Consider the following 21,158-nt stretch of genomic DNA (forward strand, 5'->3'; position numbering starts at 1 on the left):
CACGGACGCGTCGAAGCTGGGCGACGAGAACGCCAACACCCTGTCCCCCGGCCGCACCGCGAACCGGTCCGCCTCGGCGAACGCGAAGTTCGCCAAACCGGCATGGGTCACCACGACCCCCTTGGGCCGCCCGGTCGAGCCCGAGGTGTAGATGACGTACGCCGCGTTGGCCAACGTGGGTGGCGTCGGTTCCACACCCGGCTCACTGTCCATGGCGGACACCTGAGCCACGTCGTCGATCACCAGCACCGGGCGGGCGTCGGCGAGCATGAACTCCTTGCGGTCCGCCGGATAGTCCGGATCCACCGGCAGGTACGCCGCACCCGCCGCCACCACCGCGAGCTGAGCGATGATCAGCTCGACGGACCGCGGCAACACCAACGCCACCACGGCTTCCGGACCAGCGCCACGAGCCGCGAGCACACAGGCCAGCCGGTCGACTCGGGACGCCACCTCGGCGTAGCTCAACACCAGATCCCCGACGATCAGCGCGGGCGTGTCCGGTGTCCGCGCCACCTGGGCACGGAACAACTCGATCAACGTCGCCGGCGCGAAGTCCGACCTGGTGTCGTGCCACGACTCGATCAGGCGGCGCTCGGCGGGCGACAACAGCGGCAGCTCACCGATCGTGCGGTCGAGGTCGGTCGCCAATGCCGAGATCAGCCTGCGCAGGCGCCCGGCGAGAGCCTCGGCGGTGGCCGTGTCGAACAGTCGTGGGTCGTAGCCGAACTCCAGATGCAGCACCGGACCGTCCACATAGGCGGTGACGCTGACCGCCAGGTTCGTGGTCTCGACGCTGTCCACGGCGGCGACCTGTGGCCCGTCCGCGTGTTCGCCCTCGATCGGGTAGTTCTCGAAGGCAACAAGGCTGTCGAACAGCGGCTGCCCGGCCGGCACCTCGCCGCACGCCTGCACCTGCGCCAGGGACAGGAAGTCGAACCGGCGGGACTCGGCCTGCGCCTCCTGCAGCTGGTGCAGCCAGTCGGACAGCAGCGCGGTTGCCTCGACCCGCACGCGGGTGGGGACGGTGTTGATGAACATGCCGACGATGGACTCGGCGCCGGGCAGGTCGCCGGGCCGTCCGGACACGGTGGTGCCGAACACGACGTCCCGCTCCCCGCTGTGCCGGGCCAGCAGCACGGCCCACGCGCCCTGCACGAGGGTGTTCACGGTGAGGCCGTGTTCGCGGGCGGTGCGTTCGAGGTCAGCGGCCGGCAGGGTCAGCCGGACGTTCGCGGTGGTCTCGGTGCGGTGTGCGGTCACCGGCGGGTGGTCGAACGGAAGCGGCGTGCTGCTGGTGATCCCGGCGAGGACGTCACGCCAGTGCTGTTCGGCGGTGGCCACGTCCTGCGCCGCGAGCCAGGCCAGGTAGTCGCGGAACGGGCGCCGGGCGGGCGGTTCGATGCCGGCGTACTCGGCGAGCACGTCGGCGAACACCTGCGACGTGCTCCACCCGTCGAGCAGCAGGTGGTGGCAGGTCCACAGCAGCTCGACCGTGCCCGGCTCACCCGGGGCGATCACCAGTCGCATGAGCGGCGCCGCGGCCGGGTCGAGGGTGGTCTCGTCCTCCGGCGTGATCGGCCGGTACTCGACCGGCACGGTCACCTCGCGGCGGACGACCTGCACGGGGGTGCTGACGCCGCGCCACGTGAACTCAGTGCGCAGGATCGGGGTGCGGGCCACGACCCGTTGCCACGCGGCGCCGAACCGCTCTGGGTCGTCGATGCCGCTCAGCCGGACACGGGTGTGGGTGACGTACGCGCCGGGGTCCCCGAGGCTGTGGAACAGCATGCCGGCCTGCATGGGCGTGAGCGGGTACACATCCTCGACGTCAGAGCCGTCACCGACCAGATTGTCTACTTCGGACTGGGTGAGGGCGGTCAGCGGGAAGTCGGACGGGGTGCGGCCGCCGTTGTCCGCGCAGTGCGCGGTGATCTCGCGCAGTGCGGCGGCGGTGTGCACGGCGAGCCGGCGGACGGTGTCCTCGTCGTGGATGTCGGCCGCGTACTCCCATTCCAGTCGCAGACAGCCGTTCTCGATGGCGGCGGTGATGTCCAGCAGGTGGCCGCGTTCGGTCTCGGGCGCGATGTCCTGCCCGAGCGGACCGGCGCTGCCACGGATCAGCCCGTCCGCGGTGTCGTTGTCGTCGCCCCAGCGACCCAGGTAGTTGACGCACACCTGGGGCTCTGGCACGTGGTCGAGGTCGGCGCCGGGCCGCAGGTACCGCAGGGCCTCGAAGCTGACGCCTCGCCGGGGGATCGCGCGCAGGGTTTCCTTGACATTCTTGAGGGTGGCGCCCCAGTCGCCCTCCGGCAGGTCGAGTGTCACGGGGAACTGGCTGGTGAACCAGCCGACCGTACGGCCGATGTCGACCCCGTCGAGCACGTCCTCACGACCGTGGCCTTCCAGGGTGATCGCGACCCGCGGGTGTCCGGTCCAGTCGGCCAGCGCACGGCCGATGGCGGCGAGCAGGACGTCGTTGATCTGTGTGCGGTAGGCGTCGGGGACCTGGCGCAGCAGCGCGTCGGTCTCGTCCTCGCTCAGCACCGCCGTGACCGACCGGGCGTCGGCCACCCGGTTGCGTCCGTCCTCGTGATCGACCGGCAGCGGCGGGGTGGCGGGAACCGCTTGCCAGTACGGCAGGTCGGCGTCGAACCCGCCGTCCCGCACGTGCTCGGCGAGCAGTCGCGCCCACTGTCCGAAGGAGACACCGCGTGGTCCGGGTTCGGCACCCGCGTAGGCACGCTCGAGGTCTGCCAGCAGCACCCGCCACGACACCGCGTCCACGACGAGGTGGTGTGCGGTCAGGAACAGCAGGGGGTTGTCGCCGGTGAACAGGATCGCGCGGAACACCCGCCCGTCTGCGGGCCGCATCGAGGCCTGCGCGGCTGCCGCGTGCCGGTCGTGGTCGCCGGCCACCACGATGTCGAGCACGTCGGTGACCGGGCCGGGTTCCTGGTCGGTGTCGGTGAAGTGGGTGCGGAGCGAGGGGTGGTGGTCGCACAATACGGTCAGCGCGTGGCGCAGGCGTGCCGCGTCGATGTCCGGGGCCACCTCGACGGCCATCGACATCGTGTAGTGGTCGCGGTGTGGCACGGCGGCGACGAACCAGTGCTGAATCGGGGTGAGTGGCGCCGGTCCGCCGGTGTCGACGATGGGTGCCGGTGCGGTGTCCCGAACCGCGGCGATGGCGAGGTCGGCGACGGTCTGCCGGAGGAAGATGTCCTTGGCCGTCAACCGGATGCCGGCCTCACGGGCCGTGGACACGACCTGCATGCTCAGGATCGAGTCGCCGCCCATGGCGAAGAAGTTGTCGTGTGCGCCGATCCGTTCGACGCCCAGCACGGCCGACCAGATCGCGGCCAGCTCGGTCTCCAGGCCCGGTCGCGGTGCGACGTGTCCTCGGTCCTCGGCCGGGGCGGGTTCTGGCAGTGCGCGGTGGTCAAGCTTGCCGCTCGTGGTCAGGGGCAGTTCGTCGAGCGGCACGAGCGCGGCCGGGACCAGGTAGTCCGGCAGGGTCGAGCGGAGGTGGGCCGTCAGTTCGTCGGGGTCGCCGCCGACGAGGTAGCCGACGAGCCGCAGGTGGTCGCCGGACTTGCGGGCCACGACCGCGGCGTCTCGCACGTCGGGGTGTGCGAGGAGCGCGGCCCGCACCTCGCCGGGCTCCACCCGGTGCCCGCGGATCTTGACCTGCTCGTCGACCCGGCCGAGGTAGTCCAGCTGTCCGTCCTCGGTCCAGCGCACACGGTCGCCGGTGCGGTACATGCGCGTGCCCGGTGCGCCGAACGGGTCGGCCACGAACCGGGACGCGGTCAAGCCGGGCCGGTTCAGGTAACCCCTGGCCACCTGCTGGCCTGCCAGGTACAGCTCACCTGGCACGCCGACCGGCGCGGGTCGAAGCTCGGTGTCCAGCACGTAGGTCTGGACTGTCCGGAGTGGACGGCCGATCACCGGCTGGCCCGGCACGATCCGGCAGCCGGTGGCGTCGACCGTGACCTCGGTGGGTCCGTAGTAGTTGACCGCCATCAGACCCGGCCGGTCGGCGAGCGCCTGCCACAACGTGTCCGTCGCCGCCTCGCCACCGAGCATGACCATCTGCAGTCCGGCTTCGGCGAGGCCCGCCGCCATGAGTTGGGTGGCGTAGGTCGGGGTGAGGTCGACCGCGGTGATCCCGTTGCGGCGGAAGTAGTCGACGAGCGCGGGTGGATCGAGCCGCAGGTCCTCGTCGATGACGTGCAGCTCGTGGCCGGCGGCCAGGAACAGCAAGCCTTCCAGTGAGGTGTCGAACGAGAACGCCGCCGTCACCGCGAACCGCTGCGGCCCCTCCAGTTGACCGATGATGTCGACGCGGTGGTTGTGGTACAGCGCGGACAGGTTGCCGTTGTCGACCTCGACGCCCTTGGGCACGCCAGTGGATCCGGACGTGTGGATGACGTAGGCCCGGTGCCTCGGGTGCGGCACCACGTCGACGGCAGCCTCCGGAAGGCCGGCGGTGTCGGGCAACGCGTCCAGCACCACGGCCGGTTGGGTGTCGGACAGCAGGAACGCCACGCGGTCGGCGGGCAGGCTCGGCTCGACCGGGACGTATCCGGCGCCCGCCTTGAGCACGCCCAGCATGGCGATCACGAAGTCCACCGAACGGGGCAGCCGCAACGCCACGAGCCGCTCCGGTCCAGCCCCGTGCGCGATCAGCCACCGCGCGAGCCGGTTGGCTTCGGCGTCGGCCTCGGCGAACGTGCGGGACTCCGTGCCGCAGACGAGCGCGGCCGCGTCCGGAGTGCGGGCGGCCTGGGCGGCGAACACCTCCGTGATCGGCGGGTGTGGGCCTGGCAGGTCACCGCGTTGCCACTCCCCGAACACCAGGGCGCGCTCGTCGGCGTCCGCCAGTTCCACTGTGGACAACGAGCGGTCCGGTGCGGCGGCGACGGCGGCGAGCAGCACCCTGAGGTGGTGGGCGAGGCGGGAGACGGTGGCCGCGTCGAACAGGTCCGGGTTGTACTCGATGCCGCCCAGCAGTTCCGGACCGTCCTGTTGGAACTCGATCGTCAGGTCGTGGGTGGAGGTGACGACCGGTGGGCTCACCTCGGTGACGGTCAGGCCCGGCAGGTCCGGCACCTCGTTGGGCGTGTTCTGCAACAGGACCATCACGTCGAACAGCGGGTTGCGGCTCGGGTCGCGTTCGGGCGCCAGCGCGTCGACCACCCGCTCGAACGGCACGTCCTGGTTGGCGAACGCGGCGAGCACGGTGGCACGGACCCGGCTCAGCAGTTCGGTGAACGACTCGGTCGGGTCGACGGCCGTGCGGAGCGCGACGGTGTTGACGAAGAACCCGACGAGGCTGTCCAGTTCGGCGCGGTCCCGGCCGGCGGTGACCGTGCCGACCGTGATGTCGTGCTGTCCGCTGTAGCGCGCGAGCAGGACCTGGCAGGCGGCGAGCAACGTCATGAACAGCGTGCTGTCGCGGCGGGCACCCAGCTCGACCAGCGCGGCGGTCTCCTCGGCCGGCAGCGCGAACCGGTGCACGGCTCCCGCCGAGGACCTCATGGGTGTTCGTGGCCGGTCGGTGGGCAGGTCCAGCGGCTCGATCCCGGCGAGCGTGTCGCGCCAGTGGTCGAGGCTGCGTGCCGCGTCCTCACCGGCGGCCCATTCGCGTTGCCATGCGGCGAAGTCGGTGTAGCGCAACGGAAGCGGCGGCAGCTCGACGCCCTGGTAGAGGGCCGCGAGGTCGTCGGTGAGCACGGCGGTGGACCACCCGTCGGTGACGATGTGGTGCAGTGCCAGGACGAGCACGTGCTCGGTCGGGGCGAGCCGGATCAGTGTGGTACGCAGCAGTGGGCCGTGCCGCAGGTCGAACGGGCGGGCGCACTCGGCGGCCAGCACGGCCTCCAGTCCCGCCGGGTTGTCGGTGAGGTCGACCAGCACGAGGTTCGCGGGCATCGGGTCGTGCACGATCTGCACGCCCTCGGCGAAGGTGGTGCGCAGCGACTCGTGGCGGGCGGTCAACGCGGTGAGCGCGGTGGTCAGCGCGTCGACGTCGAGGTCGCCGGTCAGCCGTAGCGTGGTCGGGCTGACGTACTCGCTGCTGTTCTCCTCGAACTGGTCGAGGAACCACAACCGCTGCTGCGCGAACGACATCGGCGCCGGTCCCGTCCCGGGGTAGGTGGGGATCGTGTCGGTGTGTCCGCCGGGGATCGCGGCGGCGAGCGCGGCGACCGTGGGGTGTTCGAACACCGCGCGCGGGGAGATCTGGCTGCCGAACGCGGCACGCAGCCTGGACACCACGCGGATGCTGAGGATCGAGTCGCCGCCGAGAGCGAAGAAGTTGTCGTGCGCGCCGACCCGCTCGACGCCGAGCACATCGGCCCAGGCGGCGGCCACCACCCGTTCCGCTTCGGTGCGGGGCGCGACGAACGTGTCGGTGGTGAAGTCCGGCGCGGGCAGTGCCCGGCGGTCCAGCTTGCCGCTGGTGGTGAGCGGCAGCTCGTCGAGGGTGACGAACGCGGCCGGCACCAGGTAGTCGGGTAGCACCCTGGCCAACGCGCGACGCGGGTCCTCTGGGTCGCCGACCACATACGCGACGAGCCGGCCGTCACGGGCGACGACGGCCGCGTCCCGCACCCCCGGCAGACCGCGCAGCACGGCGGCGACCTCACCGGGCTCGACGCGGAAGCCGCGGATCTTGACCTGGTCGTCGACGCGGCCGAGGTAGTCCAACTGTCCGTCCTCGGTCCAGCGCACGCGGTCGCCGGTGCGGTACATGCGCGTGCCGGCCGGGCCGAACGGGTCAGCTATGAACCGTTGCGCGGTCAAGCCGGGCCGGTTCAGGTAACCCCTGGCGACCTGTGGCCCCGCCAGGTACAGCTCGCCCGGCACGCCGACCGGAACCGGCCGCAGCTCGCCGTCCAGCACATATCCCCGCACTGTCCGGAGTGGACGGCCGATCACGGGACTACCCTCAGTGATCCGGCAGCCCGTCGCGTCCACGGTGACCTCGGTGGGCCCGTAGTAGTTGACCGCCATCAGACCCGGCCGGTCGGCGAGCGCCTGCCACAACGTGTCGGTCGCCGCCTCGCCACCAATCATGATCATCTGCAGGCCGGCGTCGCCCAGCCCGGCGGCCATGAGCTGGGTGGCGTAGGTCGGCGTGAGGTCGACCGCGGTGATCCCGTTGCGGCGGAAGTACTCCACCAGCGCGGACGGGTCGAGCCGCAGGTCCTCGTCGATCACGTGCAACTCGTGACCGGCCGCCAGGAACAGCAAGCCCTCCAACGACGTGTCGAACGAGAACGCCGCCGTCACCGCGAACCGCTGCGGCCCCTCCAGCTGATCGATGATGTCGAGCCGGTTGGCGTGGTACAGCGCCGCCACGTTGCGGTGACTGACCACCACGCCCTTCGGGCGCCCGGTGGAGCCGGAGGTGTAGATGACGTACGCGGCCTGGTCCGGTCGGACCGGGACGTCGGGATCCGCGTCCGGGTACGCCGACAGATCACCCAACTCGTCAAGGACGAGCACCGGCCGGGCATCCGACAGGATGAACTCGACCCGTTCGGCGGGCAGGCCCGGGTCGATGGGCAGGTACGCGGCACCGGACTTCAGCACACCCAGCATCGCGACCACGAAGTCCACCGAGCGCGGCAGCCGCAGCCCGACCACCCGGTCCGGCCCGGCGCCCTGCTCGATCAACCGGTGGGCGAGCCGGTTCGCGGCGGCATCCAGCTCCGCAAAGGTCAGCGTCGTCGCCCCGGACACCACCGCCGTGGCGTCCGGCACCGCTCGGAAGGAACGGTGGAACAGCGGCAGTTCCCCGATCGCGGCGTGGTCAGGCAGAACAACCGCACGGTCCCCGGTGGACAGCCAGGGCAGCTCCCCCAACGGCCTGGCCATGTCCTCGGTGAGGCCGGCGACGATGTCCCGCAGCCACCCGGCCACCCGCCGCGCGGTCGTCTCGTCCAGCAGAGCCGGGTCGTAGGCCAGTTCGAACCGCACCCGCTCGTCGAGGTTCACGGAGAGCGCGAGCGGCAGGTTCGTGGTGTCGATGGTGTGCACCTCGGCCACCCGCAGTCCATCCACGGTGGACGTGTCCTCGAACGGGTAGTTCTCGAACACCACCACGCTGTCGAACAACGCGGTACCAGGCGCCAGGTCGGCGTGCGACTGGATCCGCGTCAGCGCCAGGAAATCGTGCCGGCGTGACTCGCTCTGCGCGGCCTGCAGCTCCCGCAACCACGGCTCGGCCGGACGACGCGGGTCGACGGTGACCCGCGTGGGCACGGTGTTGATGAACATGCCGACCATCGACTCGACGCCCGGCAGTTCGGCCGGGCGGCCGGACACCGTGCTGCCGAAAACGACGTCGTCCGTGTCCGCCCAGCGCGACAGCAGCAACGCCCACGCCCCCTGCACGAGCGTGTTGACGGTGAGCCCGGCACGCTGTGCGGCGGCCCGCACCGGACTCGCGTCGAGGTCGACACGAACGCCGGCACTCGACTCGGTGCGGTGCGCCTGGGTGGGTGGCCGGTCGTACGGGACGGCGACGGGAGTGTCGAAACCGGACAGCACGGACCGCCAGTACGCGTCGGCCGCCGTGTCGTCCTGTCCGGCGAGCCAGCCGAGGTAGTCACGGAACGGCCGGCGCGAGGGCACGGCCGCCGGCAGACCACGGGTGATGGCCGCATGCCGGGCACACACCTCGGCGAACACCTGCCCGGTGCTCCACCCGTCGAGCAGCACGTGGTGGGTGGACCAGATCAGCACCACCCGATCGTCGCCGGTGCGCACGATCGTCAACCGGGTCAACGGGGCTCGGGCCGGGTCGATGCGGCGCGCACGGTCGCGGGCCACCAGCTCGTCCAACGACGTGTCACGCAGGTCGTGCACCTCGATGTCGAGGGCGACGTGGCGGTGCACGACCTGCACCGGCTCGTCGACGCCTTCCCACACCACGCTGGTGCGCAGCACGGGAGTCCTGGCGACGACCTGCCGGAACGCCTCGGCGAGCGCTTCGGGGTCGGGCACGCCGTCGAGGACGAGGCGTACCTGGTCGACGTACGCGCCGCTGTCCGGGTCGACGAGGCTGTGGAAGAGCATGCCCGTCTGCAGCGGGGTGAGCGGGTAGATGTCGACGACGTCCGTGCCGTCCCCGGCGATCGCGTCGACCTGTTCCTGGGTGAGGCGGGCGAGGGGGAAGTCCGACGGGGTGCGGCCACCGGAGTGTGCGCAGTGCTCGGCGATCTCCCGGCACGCGGTGATCATGGCGTCGGCGAGACCGCGGACCGTGTGCTCGTCGTGGAGGGCGGTGGAGTACTGCCAGTTCAGCACCAGCTCGCCGTGTTCGACCAGACCGTTGATCTCGAGCGGGAAGTCGAGGGGCGAGCCGGGGTCGATCTCGGCGCCCGTCGGTTCGTGCCGGATGCGGAACGTCGAGGCGTCGTCGGAGTCCCAGCGGCCGTGGAAGTTGAAGCACACCTCCGGCAGCGCGGGCAGGTCACTACCCGGCCGCAGGTAACGCAGGGCGTCGTAGCTCATGCCGCGGCGGGGCACGCCACGGACCTGTTCCTTGACCGCCTTCAGCGTGGCGTCCCAGTCGTCGGTGGACACGGTCAGCGCGAGCGGGTACTGGGTGGTGAACCAGCCGACGGTGCGGGACAGGTCGGCGCCGGGGATGATCTCCTCGCGGCCGTGGCCCTCCACGGTCACGGCGACGGTGTCGCGGCCGGTCCAGCCGGCGAGAACGCGGCCGAGCGCGGCCAGCAGCACGTCGTCGGCGTGGGCGCGGTAGCGCTCCTCGGCCAGGCGCAGGAGCGCGGTGGTCGTGTCGCGGTCCAGCCGGGCGGTCACCGAACGGGCCGTGGCCGCCGTGGCCTCCGGTCGCGGCGGCGGCGCGGGAACGGCCTGCCAGTACGGGAGATCGTCGTCGAACCCACCCGCGGCCACGTGGTCCCGCAGCCGGTGTGCCCATTCGCCGAACCCGGTGCCGACCGGCGCGAGCCGCACCGGTTCCCCGGACAGGGCCTGTGTGTAGGCGGTGCGCAGGTCCTCGACGAGTACCCGCCAGGACACGCCGTCCACCACGAGGTGGTGTGCGATCAGCAGCAGCCGCCCGTCCATCAGCAGCGCCCGGAACACCTGACCGGACGCGAGGTCGAGCCCAGCCCGTGCCGACCCGGGGTCACCGACCTCGATGTCCACTGTGGATTGACCGGGTTCCTGGCGCCAGCTCTCGCCGCGGCGCGCGAACCGCATGCGCAGTGCCTCGTGGTGGTCGACGACCGCGGCCACCGCCGTCGCCAGTGCCGCCCGGTCGACGTCCTCGGCCAGTTCCAGGAGCAGCGACATCGTGAAGTGCCGGCGGGCGCCGTGTGTGGCGAAGAACCACGACTGGATCGGTGTAAGCGGCGCCGGCCCCGTCGGGGTAGGGGTGATCGCGGTGGGTTCGGCGGTGGTGACGACGGTCGCGAGTTCCGCGATGGTCTGGTTGGCGAACACGTCCCGCGACGTGAACCGCAGTCCGGCCTGGCGGGCGCGGGACACGAGCTGGATGGACAGGATCGAGTCGCCCCCGAGGCCGAAGAAGTTGTCGCCGGTGCCGACCCGCTCGACGCCAAGGACCTCGGCCCACAGCGCGGCCAGGCGGACCTCGACATCCCCTTGCGGTGCTCGGTAGTCGGAGTCGTGACTGATCTCCGGCGCCGGCAGGGCTTTCCGGTCTACCTTGCCACTCGGGCTCAGCGGCAGCCGGTCGAGCACGACGAACGCGGACGGCACCAGGTAGTCGGGCAGCACCTTCTTCAACTCGTCACGCAGACCGGCCGGGGTGACCGTGGCCGTTGGCACGACGTAGCCGACGAGCCTGCGGTGACCGCCGTCCTCCCTGGCCACGACGCAGGCCTCGCCGACACCGGCACAGCCCAGCAGCGCGGCCTCGACCTCCCCGGGTTCGATGCGGAAGCCGCGGATCTTCACCTGGTCGTCGGCGCGCCCCAGGTACTCCACGGTGCCGTCCGGGGTCCACCGCACGACGTCACCGGTCCGGTACATCCGCTCCCCCGGCGCACCGTACGGGTCCGCGACGAACCGGCCCGCGGTCAGGCCGGGCCGGTTCAGGTAGCCGCGCGCGACCTGCGGGCCGGCCAGGTACAGCTCGCCGAGGACGCCGACCGGGACCGGCCGCAACGCGTCGTCGAGCACGTAGGCCCGCAGGTTCGCCAATGGCCGGCCGATGACCGGCCGCTCCCCCGCGACCCGGGTCGACAGCGCGTCCACAGTGGCCTCGGTGGGGCCGTAGAAGTTGTAGACGGCCGTGTCCGACAGGGCAAGCTCCCGCCACAGCGGCGCGTCCAGTGCCTCGCCGCCCAGCATCAGCACGGCCGGGCGGTGGGACGGGTTGGTGAGCAGGCCGGCGGGCAGCAGGCGGCGCAGGTAGGACGGTGTCAGGTCGAGGAAGTCGATGCGGTGGCTGACCACGTAGTCCACCAGGGCCTCGGGGTCGAGCCGCACTTCGTCGGTCAGCAGGTGTAGCTCGTGGCCGTCGGCCATGAGCACCGGGCCTTCCCACGACGTGTCGAACGAAAACACCGCCGACAGCGCGGCACGCAGCGGCCGCCCGCCCGTGTCCGCGACGAACCCGGCGCGGTGGTTGTGCAGCAGGTTCACCAGGCTGTGGTGCGCGACGACCACGCCCTTGGGCCGGCCGGTCGAGCCGGACGTGTAGACGACGTAGGCGGCGTGGTCGGGGCGGGGACCGGGCACCGGTGGGGTGTCCGGGAACCCGTCCGTCTCCAGTGGACCGTCCACGACGAGCACGGCGCCGGAGTCCTCGACGAGCTGGGCGCGGCGGGCGGCGGGTAGCGACGGGTCGACCGCCAGGTACACCGCACCCGCCTTCAGCACGGCCAGTTGGGCGACGATCGCGTTCGCCGACCGCGGCAGCGCCACGGCAACGACCCGTTCCGAACCGGCGCCGCCGGCCACGAGGCGGTGCGCCAGCCGGTTGGCCCGCCGGTCCAGCTCGGCGAACGTCAGCCGCTCCGCGTCGCACACCAGCGCGACCCGGTCCGGGGTGCGCCGGGCCTGCGCCTCGAACAGGGCAGGGAACGTGGTGGCCGGGACGTCGAGGTCCGTGTCGTTCCACGTGTACAGCAGGATTTCCCGCTCGGCGGCGGTCAGCCACGCCAGCTCGGACAGCGGGTGGTGGGGCGTCGCGGTGAGCGCGTCGAGCAGCGCGAGCAGATGGCCGGCCATCCGCTCGACGGTGGTCGCGTCGAACAGGTCGGTGCTGTACTCCAGCCGGCACTCGATGCCGTCGGCGCGTTCGGTGAAGTCGAAGCTCAGGTCGAAGTTGGCGCTCTGGCGCCGCAGCGCCACCTCCTCGACCGCGAGGTCCGCGAAGTCGGGCAGGCCCTTGCGTTCGTTCTGGAGGGTCACGAACACGTCGAACAGCGGGTTGCGGCTCGGGTCGCGGGGTGCGTCGACCGCCTCGACCAGCCGGTCGAACGGCACCTCGTCGTGGCTGAACGCCTCGAGCGCGCCGGCGTTGACCCGAGCGAGGAACTCGGCGAAGGACGCCGAGGGGTCCACTGTGGAACGCAGCACGACCGTGTTGACGAAGAACCCGACGACCCCGTCCAGCTCTGGCCGGGTTCGCCCCGAGGTCACGGTGCCCAACGACACGTCCTGCTGGCCGCTGTAGCGCGCCAGCAGGACCGCGCAGGCCGCTGTCAGGGTGGTGAACAGCGTCGTGTCGTTGTCGGCCGCGACGTCCCCGAGTCGGGACGCCAGCGACCGGGGCACCGTGAACTCGAAGGCCGCGCCGCTGGTGGAACGCATGGCGGGGCGCGGCCGGTCCGAGGGCAGGTCGAGCGGGACGGCGTCGTCCAACACCCGGCGCCAGTAGGCGGTGTGCTCGGCCATCGCCGGTCCGGTGAGCCGATCCTGTTGCCACACCGCGTAGTCCACGTACCGCAGCTCGGGCGCGGCCGGGGTGTCGCCCGCGTAGTCGGCGGCCAACTCGGTGAGCAGGACCCGCAGCGACCACCCGTCGACCACGATGTGGTGCGCGGTCAGCAGCAGCACGTGGTCCCGGGGCCCGGTCCGGACCACCAGCGCGCGGAACAGCGGCCCGGTACGGAGGTCGAACGGCCGGGCGTACTCCGCGTCGAGCAACGCGCCCAGCTCCTCGACCGGACAGTCCACAATGGGCACGCCGACGTCCCCGGCCGGGTGCACCATCTGCACCGGGCGCCCGTCGACCTCGGTGAACGTGGTACGCAGCGACCCGTGCCGGCGGACCAGGCCAGCCACGGCGGCACGCAGCGCCGGCAACCGCGGCTCGCCGGTCAGGCGCAGCGCGATGCCGCTGTTGTAGTCGGTGCCGCCTGGTGTGAACTCGCTCGCGAACCACAACCGTTGCTGCGCGGAGGAAAGCGGCAGCGGGCCGTGGTGCGCCGCCGTGGGGATCGTCGGCTCGGCGGCGGGCGCCGAGCCGCCCGCCAGTCGCTTCGCCAGCTTGATCCGCAGGTGCTCGGGCAAGGCGTCGATGCGGCGCTGTCGGGAGGAGGTCATCAGTGCGCGGTTCCTTCAACGCTTCGGGCGAGGGTTTCGAGCTGGTCCAGCACGCGTTCCTCCACCAGGTCCGCGAGCGCGCGGACCGTGCGACCGGCGAGGACGTCCCTCGGGGTCAGGTCGAGGGAGAACGCGGCGTTGACGCGTGCGGTGACCCGCAGGCTCAGCAGCGAGTCTCCGCCCAGGGCGAAGAAGCTGTCGGTGACCCCGACGCGGGGCAGCTCGAGCAGCTCGGCCCAGATGTCCGCGACGACCTGTTCGGTCGCGGTGCCGGGGGCGACGTACGCGGCGATCGGGGCGGCGTAGTCCGGGTCCGGCAGGGCGCGCCGGTCGAGCTTGCCGCTCGGGGTGAGCGGCAGCCGGTCGAGTGGGACGACCGCCGAGGGCACCATGTGCTCCGGCAGCGTCGCCGCGGCCGCCTCACGCAGTGCCGTCGTGTCCGCGGTGACGGGCGTGACGTAGCCGACCAGCCTGCCGTCCCGCGCGACCACGGCGGCGTCGGCCACCCCGGGCTGACGGGCAAGCACGGCCGCCACCTCACCCGGTTCGATGCGGAACCCGCGGATCTTGACCTGGTCGTCGGCGCGGCCGAGGTACTCGACGGTGCCGTCCGCCGTCCACCGCGCGAGATCGCCGGTGCGGTACATGCGAGCACCTGGCGCGCCGTACTGGTCGGCCAGGAACCGCTCGGCGGTCAGCCCGGGCCGCTTCAGGTAGCCGCGGGCCAGTTGAATGCCCGCGAGGTACAGCTCGCCGGTGGCGCCGGGCGGGACCGGGGTGAGGTCGGCGTCGAGGACGTACAGCCGCGTGTTCCACGCCGGCCGTCCAATGGGGACGGTCAGGTCACCAGGGGCGCACCGCACGTGGGTGACCTCGATCGACGCTTCCGTCGGGCCGTACAGGTTGTGCAGCTCGACATCGAGCCCGTCGAACGCGGCGTGGAACTCGGCGGCCAGGTCCGCCGGCAGCGCCTCACCACTGGCGAGGACCCGCCGCAGGGACAGGCACTGGCTCACGTCGGCGTGCGCCAGGAACGCCCGCAGCATGGACGGGACGAAGCGGACGGTGGTCACCTGCTCGGCGGTGATCAGGTCGGCGAGGTAGCCGGGATCGCGGTGCCCGTCCGGCCGCGCCACCACCAGCGTGGCGCCAACGGCCAGTGGCCAGAAGAACTCCGACACCGACACGTCGAAGCTCGCCGGGGTCTTCAGCATCACCCGGTCGTCGGCCGTCAGCCCGAACCGCTCTTGCGTCCACAGTAGATGGTTCACCACACCCCGGTGCGGCACCACGACACCCTTGGGCCGGCCGGTCGAACCGGACGTGTAGATCACGTACGCGGCGTCCGCCGGCGTGATGTCCACCTCGGGTGCCGTGTCGTCGCCGCCGCCGACCAGCACGTCGACGGGGTCGTCGAGCACCACCACGGCTTCCGCGTCGGCGACCAGGAAGTCGATGCGCTCCCGCGGCAGGGCCGGGTCGATGGGCAGGTACGCGGCGCCCGACTTCAGCACGGCGTACAGCGCCACCACCAGTTCAGCCGAGCGCGGCAGCGCCACCGCCACCACGCGACCCCTCCCGGCGCCACAGGCGATGAGCCGCCGCGCGAGGCGGCTCGCGTTGGCGTGCAGTTCGGCATAGGTGAACGTGCGACCCTCGGCGACCATGGCGATGGCGTCGGGAGTGCGGTCGGCCTGCTCGGCCAGCAACGCCACCAGCGTCGTGTCCGGCACGGGTGCGGCGGTGTCGTTCCACTCCCCCAGCACCTGCGTCCGCTCGGCCGGCGTGAGGGTCGGCACCGCGGACACCGGGCGGTCCGGGTCGGCGGGCAGCACCCGCAGCAGGTGCGCGAGGTGTTCGGCGAGCGTGTGGACGGTGCGCGCGTCGAACAGCGCCGGCTCGTAGCCGACCAGCAGCGACAGCCGTTCGTGCGGGTAGACGGTCACGCTCAGCGGGAACGTCGTGCTCTCGACGGCGGCCAGCTCACCGATCCGCAGCCCGTCGGTCTCCGCGACCGGGTAGTTCTCGAAGATCACCGCGCTGTCGAGCAGGTCGACACCGCCGGGCACCTGGCTCCACGCCTGGATGCTCGTGAGCGGCGTGTGCTCGAACCGGCGCGCCTCGACCTGCGTGTCCTGCAGCTCCCGCAGCCACCGCGCCACCGGCACGGCGCCGTCGACAGTGGCGACCACGGGGATCGTGTTGACGAACATGCCGATCATCGCGTCCACACCAGGCAGGTCGGCCGGGCGGCCCGAGACGGTGGCGCCGAAGCACACGGTCCGCTGGCCGCTGTAGGTGGCGAGCAGCAGCGCCCACGCGCCCTGCACAACGGCACCGGGGGTGAGCCGGTTGGCCCGCGCGAACGCGTACAGCGCCGTGCTGTCCTCTTCGGATAGTCCGATGTGGAGTCTGGTGGCGGCGCTGGGTTCCAGGACCGTGGACCTCGGCCGGTCGTAGGGCAGCGGGGTTGGCGCCTCGATCCCGGCGAGCACCGCGCGCCAGTGTCGTTCGGCCGCCGCGTCGTCGTACCGGGCGAGGTGGCGCAGGTAGGCGGCGAACGGGGCCCGCTCCGGCAGCGGCTCGCCTGCGTGCGCGGCGGCGACGTCGGCCAGCACGCCGAACACGCTCCAGCCGTCCAGCAGCACGTGGTGGAAGGTCCACAACACCTGGACCTCGGTGTCCGACAGGCGCGCGATCGTCACCCGCATCAGCGGTGGCCGGGACAGGTCGAGGCCCTCGGCCCGGTCGTGCGCCAGCAGTTCGGCGAGGCGCGTGGCCCGGTCCTGGCCGGTCCAGTCCAGCAGCCGCACCGGCAGGTCGACCCGGTCGTGCACCACCTGCACCGGCGTTGGCACGTCCGCCCACACCACGGCGGCACGCAACACGGGTGTGCGGTCGACCACCTGTCGCCAGGCGTCGGCCAGCCGTGCCGGGTCGGTGACGCCGTCGAGGACGAACGAGGTCTGCTGGAAGTAGGCGCCCCGGCCGTCCTGCGACAGGCTGTGGAACACCATGGCCGCCTGCATCGGGGTGAGTGGCCAGATGTCGGCCACGTCCGCGTGCGCGAGCCGGTCCACAGTGGACTGGTCGAGCCTGGCCAGCGGGAAGTCGGCCGGGGTGCGGCGGGTCGCGGTTGGCCGGTGCGCGACGATCGCACGCAACGCGTCCGCCATGGCCGCCGCGAGCCGGGCCACGGTCGCCTTGTCGTGCCGGTGCACGCTGTAGTGCCAGGTGAGCTGGAGGCGGTCCTGCTGGACCCTGGCCACGACGTCGAGCACGTGTGGGCGCGGCGCGTCCGGGTGGGCCGCCAGCTCCAGCTCACCGGTGGTCGCGGTGAACTGCCCGAGGTAGTTGAAGCTGACCTCGGCGTCGGACGCGAGGCGGTCGTCACCGGCCTTGTCACCGCCGGGCCAGCGCAGCGCGCCGTAGCCGATGCCCCGGTCCGGCACGGCACGCAGCCAGGCACCGGTCGTGGCGAGCGCGGCGGCCCAGTCCGGTCCCGGCGTGTGGAGCACCACGGGGAACACGGTGGTGAACCAGCCGACCGTCCTGGACAGGTCGACGCCGTCGAACAGTTCCTCGCGTCCGTGGCCCTCCAGGTGCACGAGGACCTGGTCACGGCCGGCCCACGGACACAGCGCGGCGGCCAGCGCGGTCAACAGGACGTCGTTGACCTCGGTGCCGAACAGGCGGGGCACCTCCCGCAGCAGCGCGGTCGTCGCGTCCCGGTCCAGCGCGACGGTCACCGACCGTTCGGAGGCGGTGGTGTTGGCGCCGTCGTGGTCAGCCGGCACGGTCCCCACCTCGCGTGCCACGGCGGCCCAGTAGTCGCGCTCGGTGGTGAAGTCGTGCGCGGCGAGGCGGTGTGCCCAGTCGCGGAACGCGGTCGTGCGCGCGGGCAGGCGGATCTCGACGCCCTGCGCGGCCTGCTTGTGCGCGGCCCGCAGGTCCTCGGCGAGTACCCGCCAGGACACGCCGTCCACGACGAGGTGGTGCGCCCGGCACCGCACGCCGCGCTCGCCGATGATCCGCGCGTCGAACAGCGGGCCGTGCCCGACCATCGAGCCGTCCTCGCCGGCCGGCAGGTTCTCCTGCTGCCACGTGCCGTCGCGGGTGAACCGCATCCGCAGCGCGTCATGGTGCTCGGTGAGCGCACGCACGGCGGCGGCCAGCGCCTCCGGGTCGGCGGGCATGCCCAGGTCGACCGTGCAGGACTGGTGAAACCACTCGGGATGGACGGTGTGGGTGTCGAGGAACCATCTCTGGATGGGGGTCAGCGGCACGTCGCCCGCGACCGGACCGTCGTCCATGTGCCCATCCCCCAATGGTTGGGCGCGGGTGGCGAGTTCCGCGACGGTCTGGTGGGCGAAGATGTCCCGGGAGGTCAACACGAGCCCCGCCGCACGGGCGGCGGTCACCACCTGGATGGACAGGATCGAGTCACCGCCGAGCGCGAAGAAGTTGTCCCGCACCCCGACCCGCGCGGCGCCGAGCACCTCGGCGAACACCGCGGCGAGGATCGCCTCGACGGGTGTGCGGGGTGGGACGTACGGGGCTTCCTCGGGTGCCACCTTCGCGGGCGTCTCGCGGTCCCCGTCGAGCGGCAGGAGTGTCCCGAGTGGACTGTCCGGTCGTTCGGTCACGGCACGCAGCAGCCCGTCGAGGTCGGCCGCCAGTGCCGCCATCCGGTCGGCGTCGAACAGCGCGGCGTCGTACTCGACGGTCAGCACGAGGTCGTCCCCGGTCGGCCAGAACTCGACGGTCACGTCGAACCGCGAGGCGGGCCGGGGCAGGTGGTGCTCGGTCAGGCGCAGTCCGGCGGTCTCCCTGGTGCGCACCAGGGGCTGGTGCAGTGCGACGGCCGCCTGGACCAGCGGGGTGCGGCTGGGATCCCGTTGCGGGGCAAGGGCTTCGACGACCCGGTCGAAGGCGGTCCCGTCGTGGGCGAACGCGCCGAGCACGGTCTCGCGGACGTCGGTGAGGAACTCGCTGAACGGCTGCTCGGCGGTCACCCGCGACCGCAGCACGACGGTGTTGACGAAGAAGCCGACCACGTCGTCCAGTTCGGCCCGGGAGCGTCCGGCCCGGACCGTCCCGACCGCGACGTCCCGCTGTCCGGCCCGACTGGCGAGCAGTGCCTGCACGGCGGCGGTGAGGGTCATGAACAGCGTGGCGTCGTGCGCGGCGCCGAGGGTCGTCAGTCGCTCCACCAGTGCCGCCGGCAGGCGGTGGTGGAGCACCGCGCCCGCACCGACCCTCAGGTGCGGGCGCGGGCGGTCAGTGGGCAGGTCGAGCACGGGCGATCCGGCGAGCCTCTCGCTCCAGTAGGCGAGGTCGTCGGTGTTCTCGCGCCGGGTGGCGTGCCAGGCCGCGAAGTCCGGATAGTCCAGTGGCCGCTCGGCCAGCGCGGCGCGTGGCCCGCCCGCGGCCTCGGCGTAGCAGGCGGCGAACTCGTCGAGCAGGACGGCCATGGACCAGCCGTCCGTGACGAGATGGTGTTGGGCCAGGAGCAGGACATGCTCCTCCTCGGCCGTCCGGACCAGCAGGGCCCTGGTGAGCGGGCCGGTGTGCACGTCGAACGGACGGGCCAGCTCCTCGGCGAGAACCGCATCCAGCCGGTCCTCGTCCGCGGCCGCGACACGCAGCGGTACCTCGCCGGTCGGGTCGACCAGCTGACGTGGTTCGCCGTCGAACACGGCGAACGTCGTGCGCAGCGCGTCGTGGCGGGCGGCGAGGCGGTCCAGCGCGTCGCACAGGGCGTTCTGGTCCAGCGCGCCGGTGAGGCGGATCGCCGCCCCGGTGTTGTTCGCCACGCCGCCTCGGGTGATCTCCTCCAGCCACAGCCTTCGTTGCGCGGGAGCCAGCGGCAGCGGGTGCTCGCGGGACACGTGGGGGACGCGTTCGGTCTCCTCCGCGCCGGGGAGCGACTCGGCGAGGGCCGCGACCGTGCGGGCGTCGAAGATCGCGCGGCCGGAGAGCCTGATCCCCTGTGCCGCGAGGCGGGCCTGTGCCCGTGCGGCCAGGATGGAGTCACCGCCGAGCGCGAAGAAGTCGTCGGTCGCCCCGACCTCGTCGACGCCGAGCACCTCGGCCCACACGCCGGCGACGAGTCGTTCCCGAGCGTCGCGCGGCGCCACCGACCCGGCCTCGGCCACGCTGCCGAAGACCGGAGCCGGTAGTGCCTCCCGATTGAGCTTTCCGTTGGGGCTCAACGGGAACCTGTCGAGCACGACGAACGCGGCCGGCACCATGTACGCCGGCAGCGTGCGGGTCGCCAACGCCCGCAGCCGGGCCGGCACCGGCCGGTCGGCGGCCGCGGGCACCACGTAGGCGACCAGCCGCTTCAGCCCGCCGTCCTCCCTCGGCACGACGACCGCCTGCCCGACCGTCGGGTCGGCCGCCAGCACCGCCTCGATCTCCCCCGGCTCGACCCGGTGCCCGCGGATCTTCACCTGGTGGTCGGCCCGGCCGACGAACTCCAGGTTGCCGTCCGGCTGCCGCCGCACCACGTCTCCCGTGCGGTACATCCGCTCACCCGGCACCCCGTACGGGTTCGCGAGGAACCGGCTCGCGGTCAGGCCGGGACGTTCCAGATAGCCACGCGCCAGCCCGATCCCCGCCACGTACAGCTCGCCGGGCGAGCCGTCGGACACCGGCCGCAGGTCGTCGTCGAGCAGGTGGACGACGGTGCCGGGGATCGGTCGGCCGATCGGCGGCGCGGCCGTGGCAGGCGCGAGTGGGTCGCTCCAGCTCGTGACCACTGTGGACTCCGTCGGTCCGTAGGCGTTGATCATCTGTCGTCCCGGGGCCCACTTGCGGACCAGCTCCGGCGGGCACGCGTCGCCGCCGACGACCAGCAGGCGGAAGTCCGGCAGGTCGGGGTCGTCCACCGTGGCCAGCGCGACCGGCGGGATGAGCGCGTGGGTGACGCGCCGCTCCCGCAGGACCTCGGCCAGGTGGTCGCCAAGAAGCGGCCCTGGCGGGGGCACGACCAGGGCCGCTCCGCCGGCGAACGCCATGCACAGCTCCAGCACCGAGGCGTCGAAGCTCGGTGAGGAGAACTGCAGCACGCGGTCGCCCGGCCGCACGCCGAACCGCTCGACCTCGGCGGTGGCGAACGTGGCGAGCCCGGCGTGTGTGACGACGACCCCCTTGGGCCGCCCGGTCGAACCGGAGGTGTAGATGACGTAGGCGGCGTGCTCCGGGCGGATCGGCCCGGTCTCCGGCGGGCCGACGACCTCACCGGCGTCGGCCACCCACGTCTGGTCGTCGACGACCAGACAGGGCCGGGCGTCGGCCAGCATGGCCTCGATCCGCTCCGCGGGGTAGGCGGGGTCGACGGGCACGTAGGCCGCGCCGGCCTTGAGCACGGCCAGCTGCGCGACGACGATCTCCACCGACCGCGGCAGCAGCAGTGCCACCACCTTCTCCGGTCCCGCCCCTCCCGCGATCAGCTTGTGCGCGAGGCGGTCCGCGCGGTCGTTCAGTTCGGCGTAGCTGAGCGCGGTGCCGTCGGCGAGGACCGCGGGCAGGTCCGGGTCAGCGGCCACTCGCGCGGCGAAAAGGTCGAGCAAGGTCGTGGCACCCATGGC

General features: G+C 72.3%; 2 protein-coding genes. Both read right to left on the reverse strand.

What is annotated here, in order from left to right; genetic code table 11:
• The coding region (locus VF106_RS03850) for a non-ribosomal peptide synthetase (protein WP_330838141.1) at nucleotides 1–13,563 on the reverse strand (13,563 nt) is incomplete at its 3' end.
• Nucleotides 13,563–21,155, reverse strand: coding sequence for a non-ribosomal peptide synthetase (locus VF106_RS03855; RefSeq protein ID WP_330838142.1), 7,593 nt, complete (start codon nucleotides 21,153–21,155; stop codon nucleotides 13,563–13,565). The genes VF106_RS03855 and VF106_RS03850, both read right to left, overlap by 1 nt.
• Nucleotides 21,156–21,158 lie beyond the last annotated feature (3 nt).

The organism is Actinophytocola sp., assembly GCF_036378875.1.
Lineage (GTDB): Bacteria > Actinomycetota > Actinomycetes > Mycobacteriales > Pseudonocardiaceae > Actinophytocola.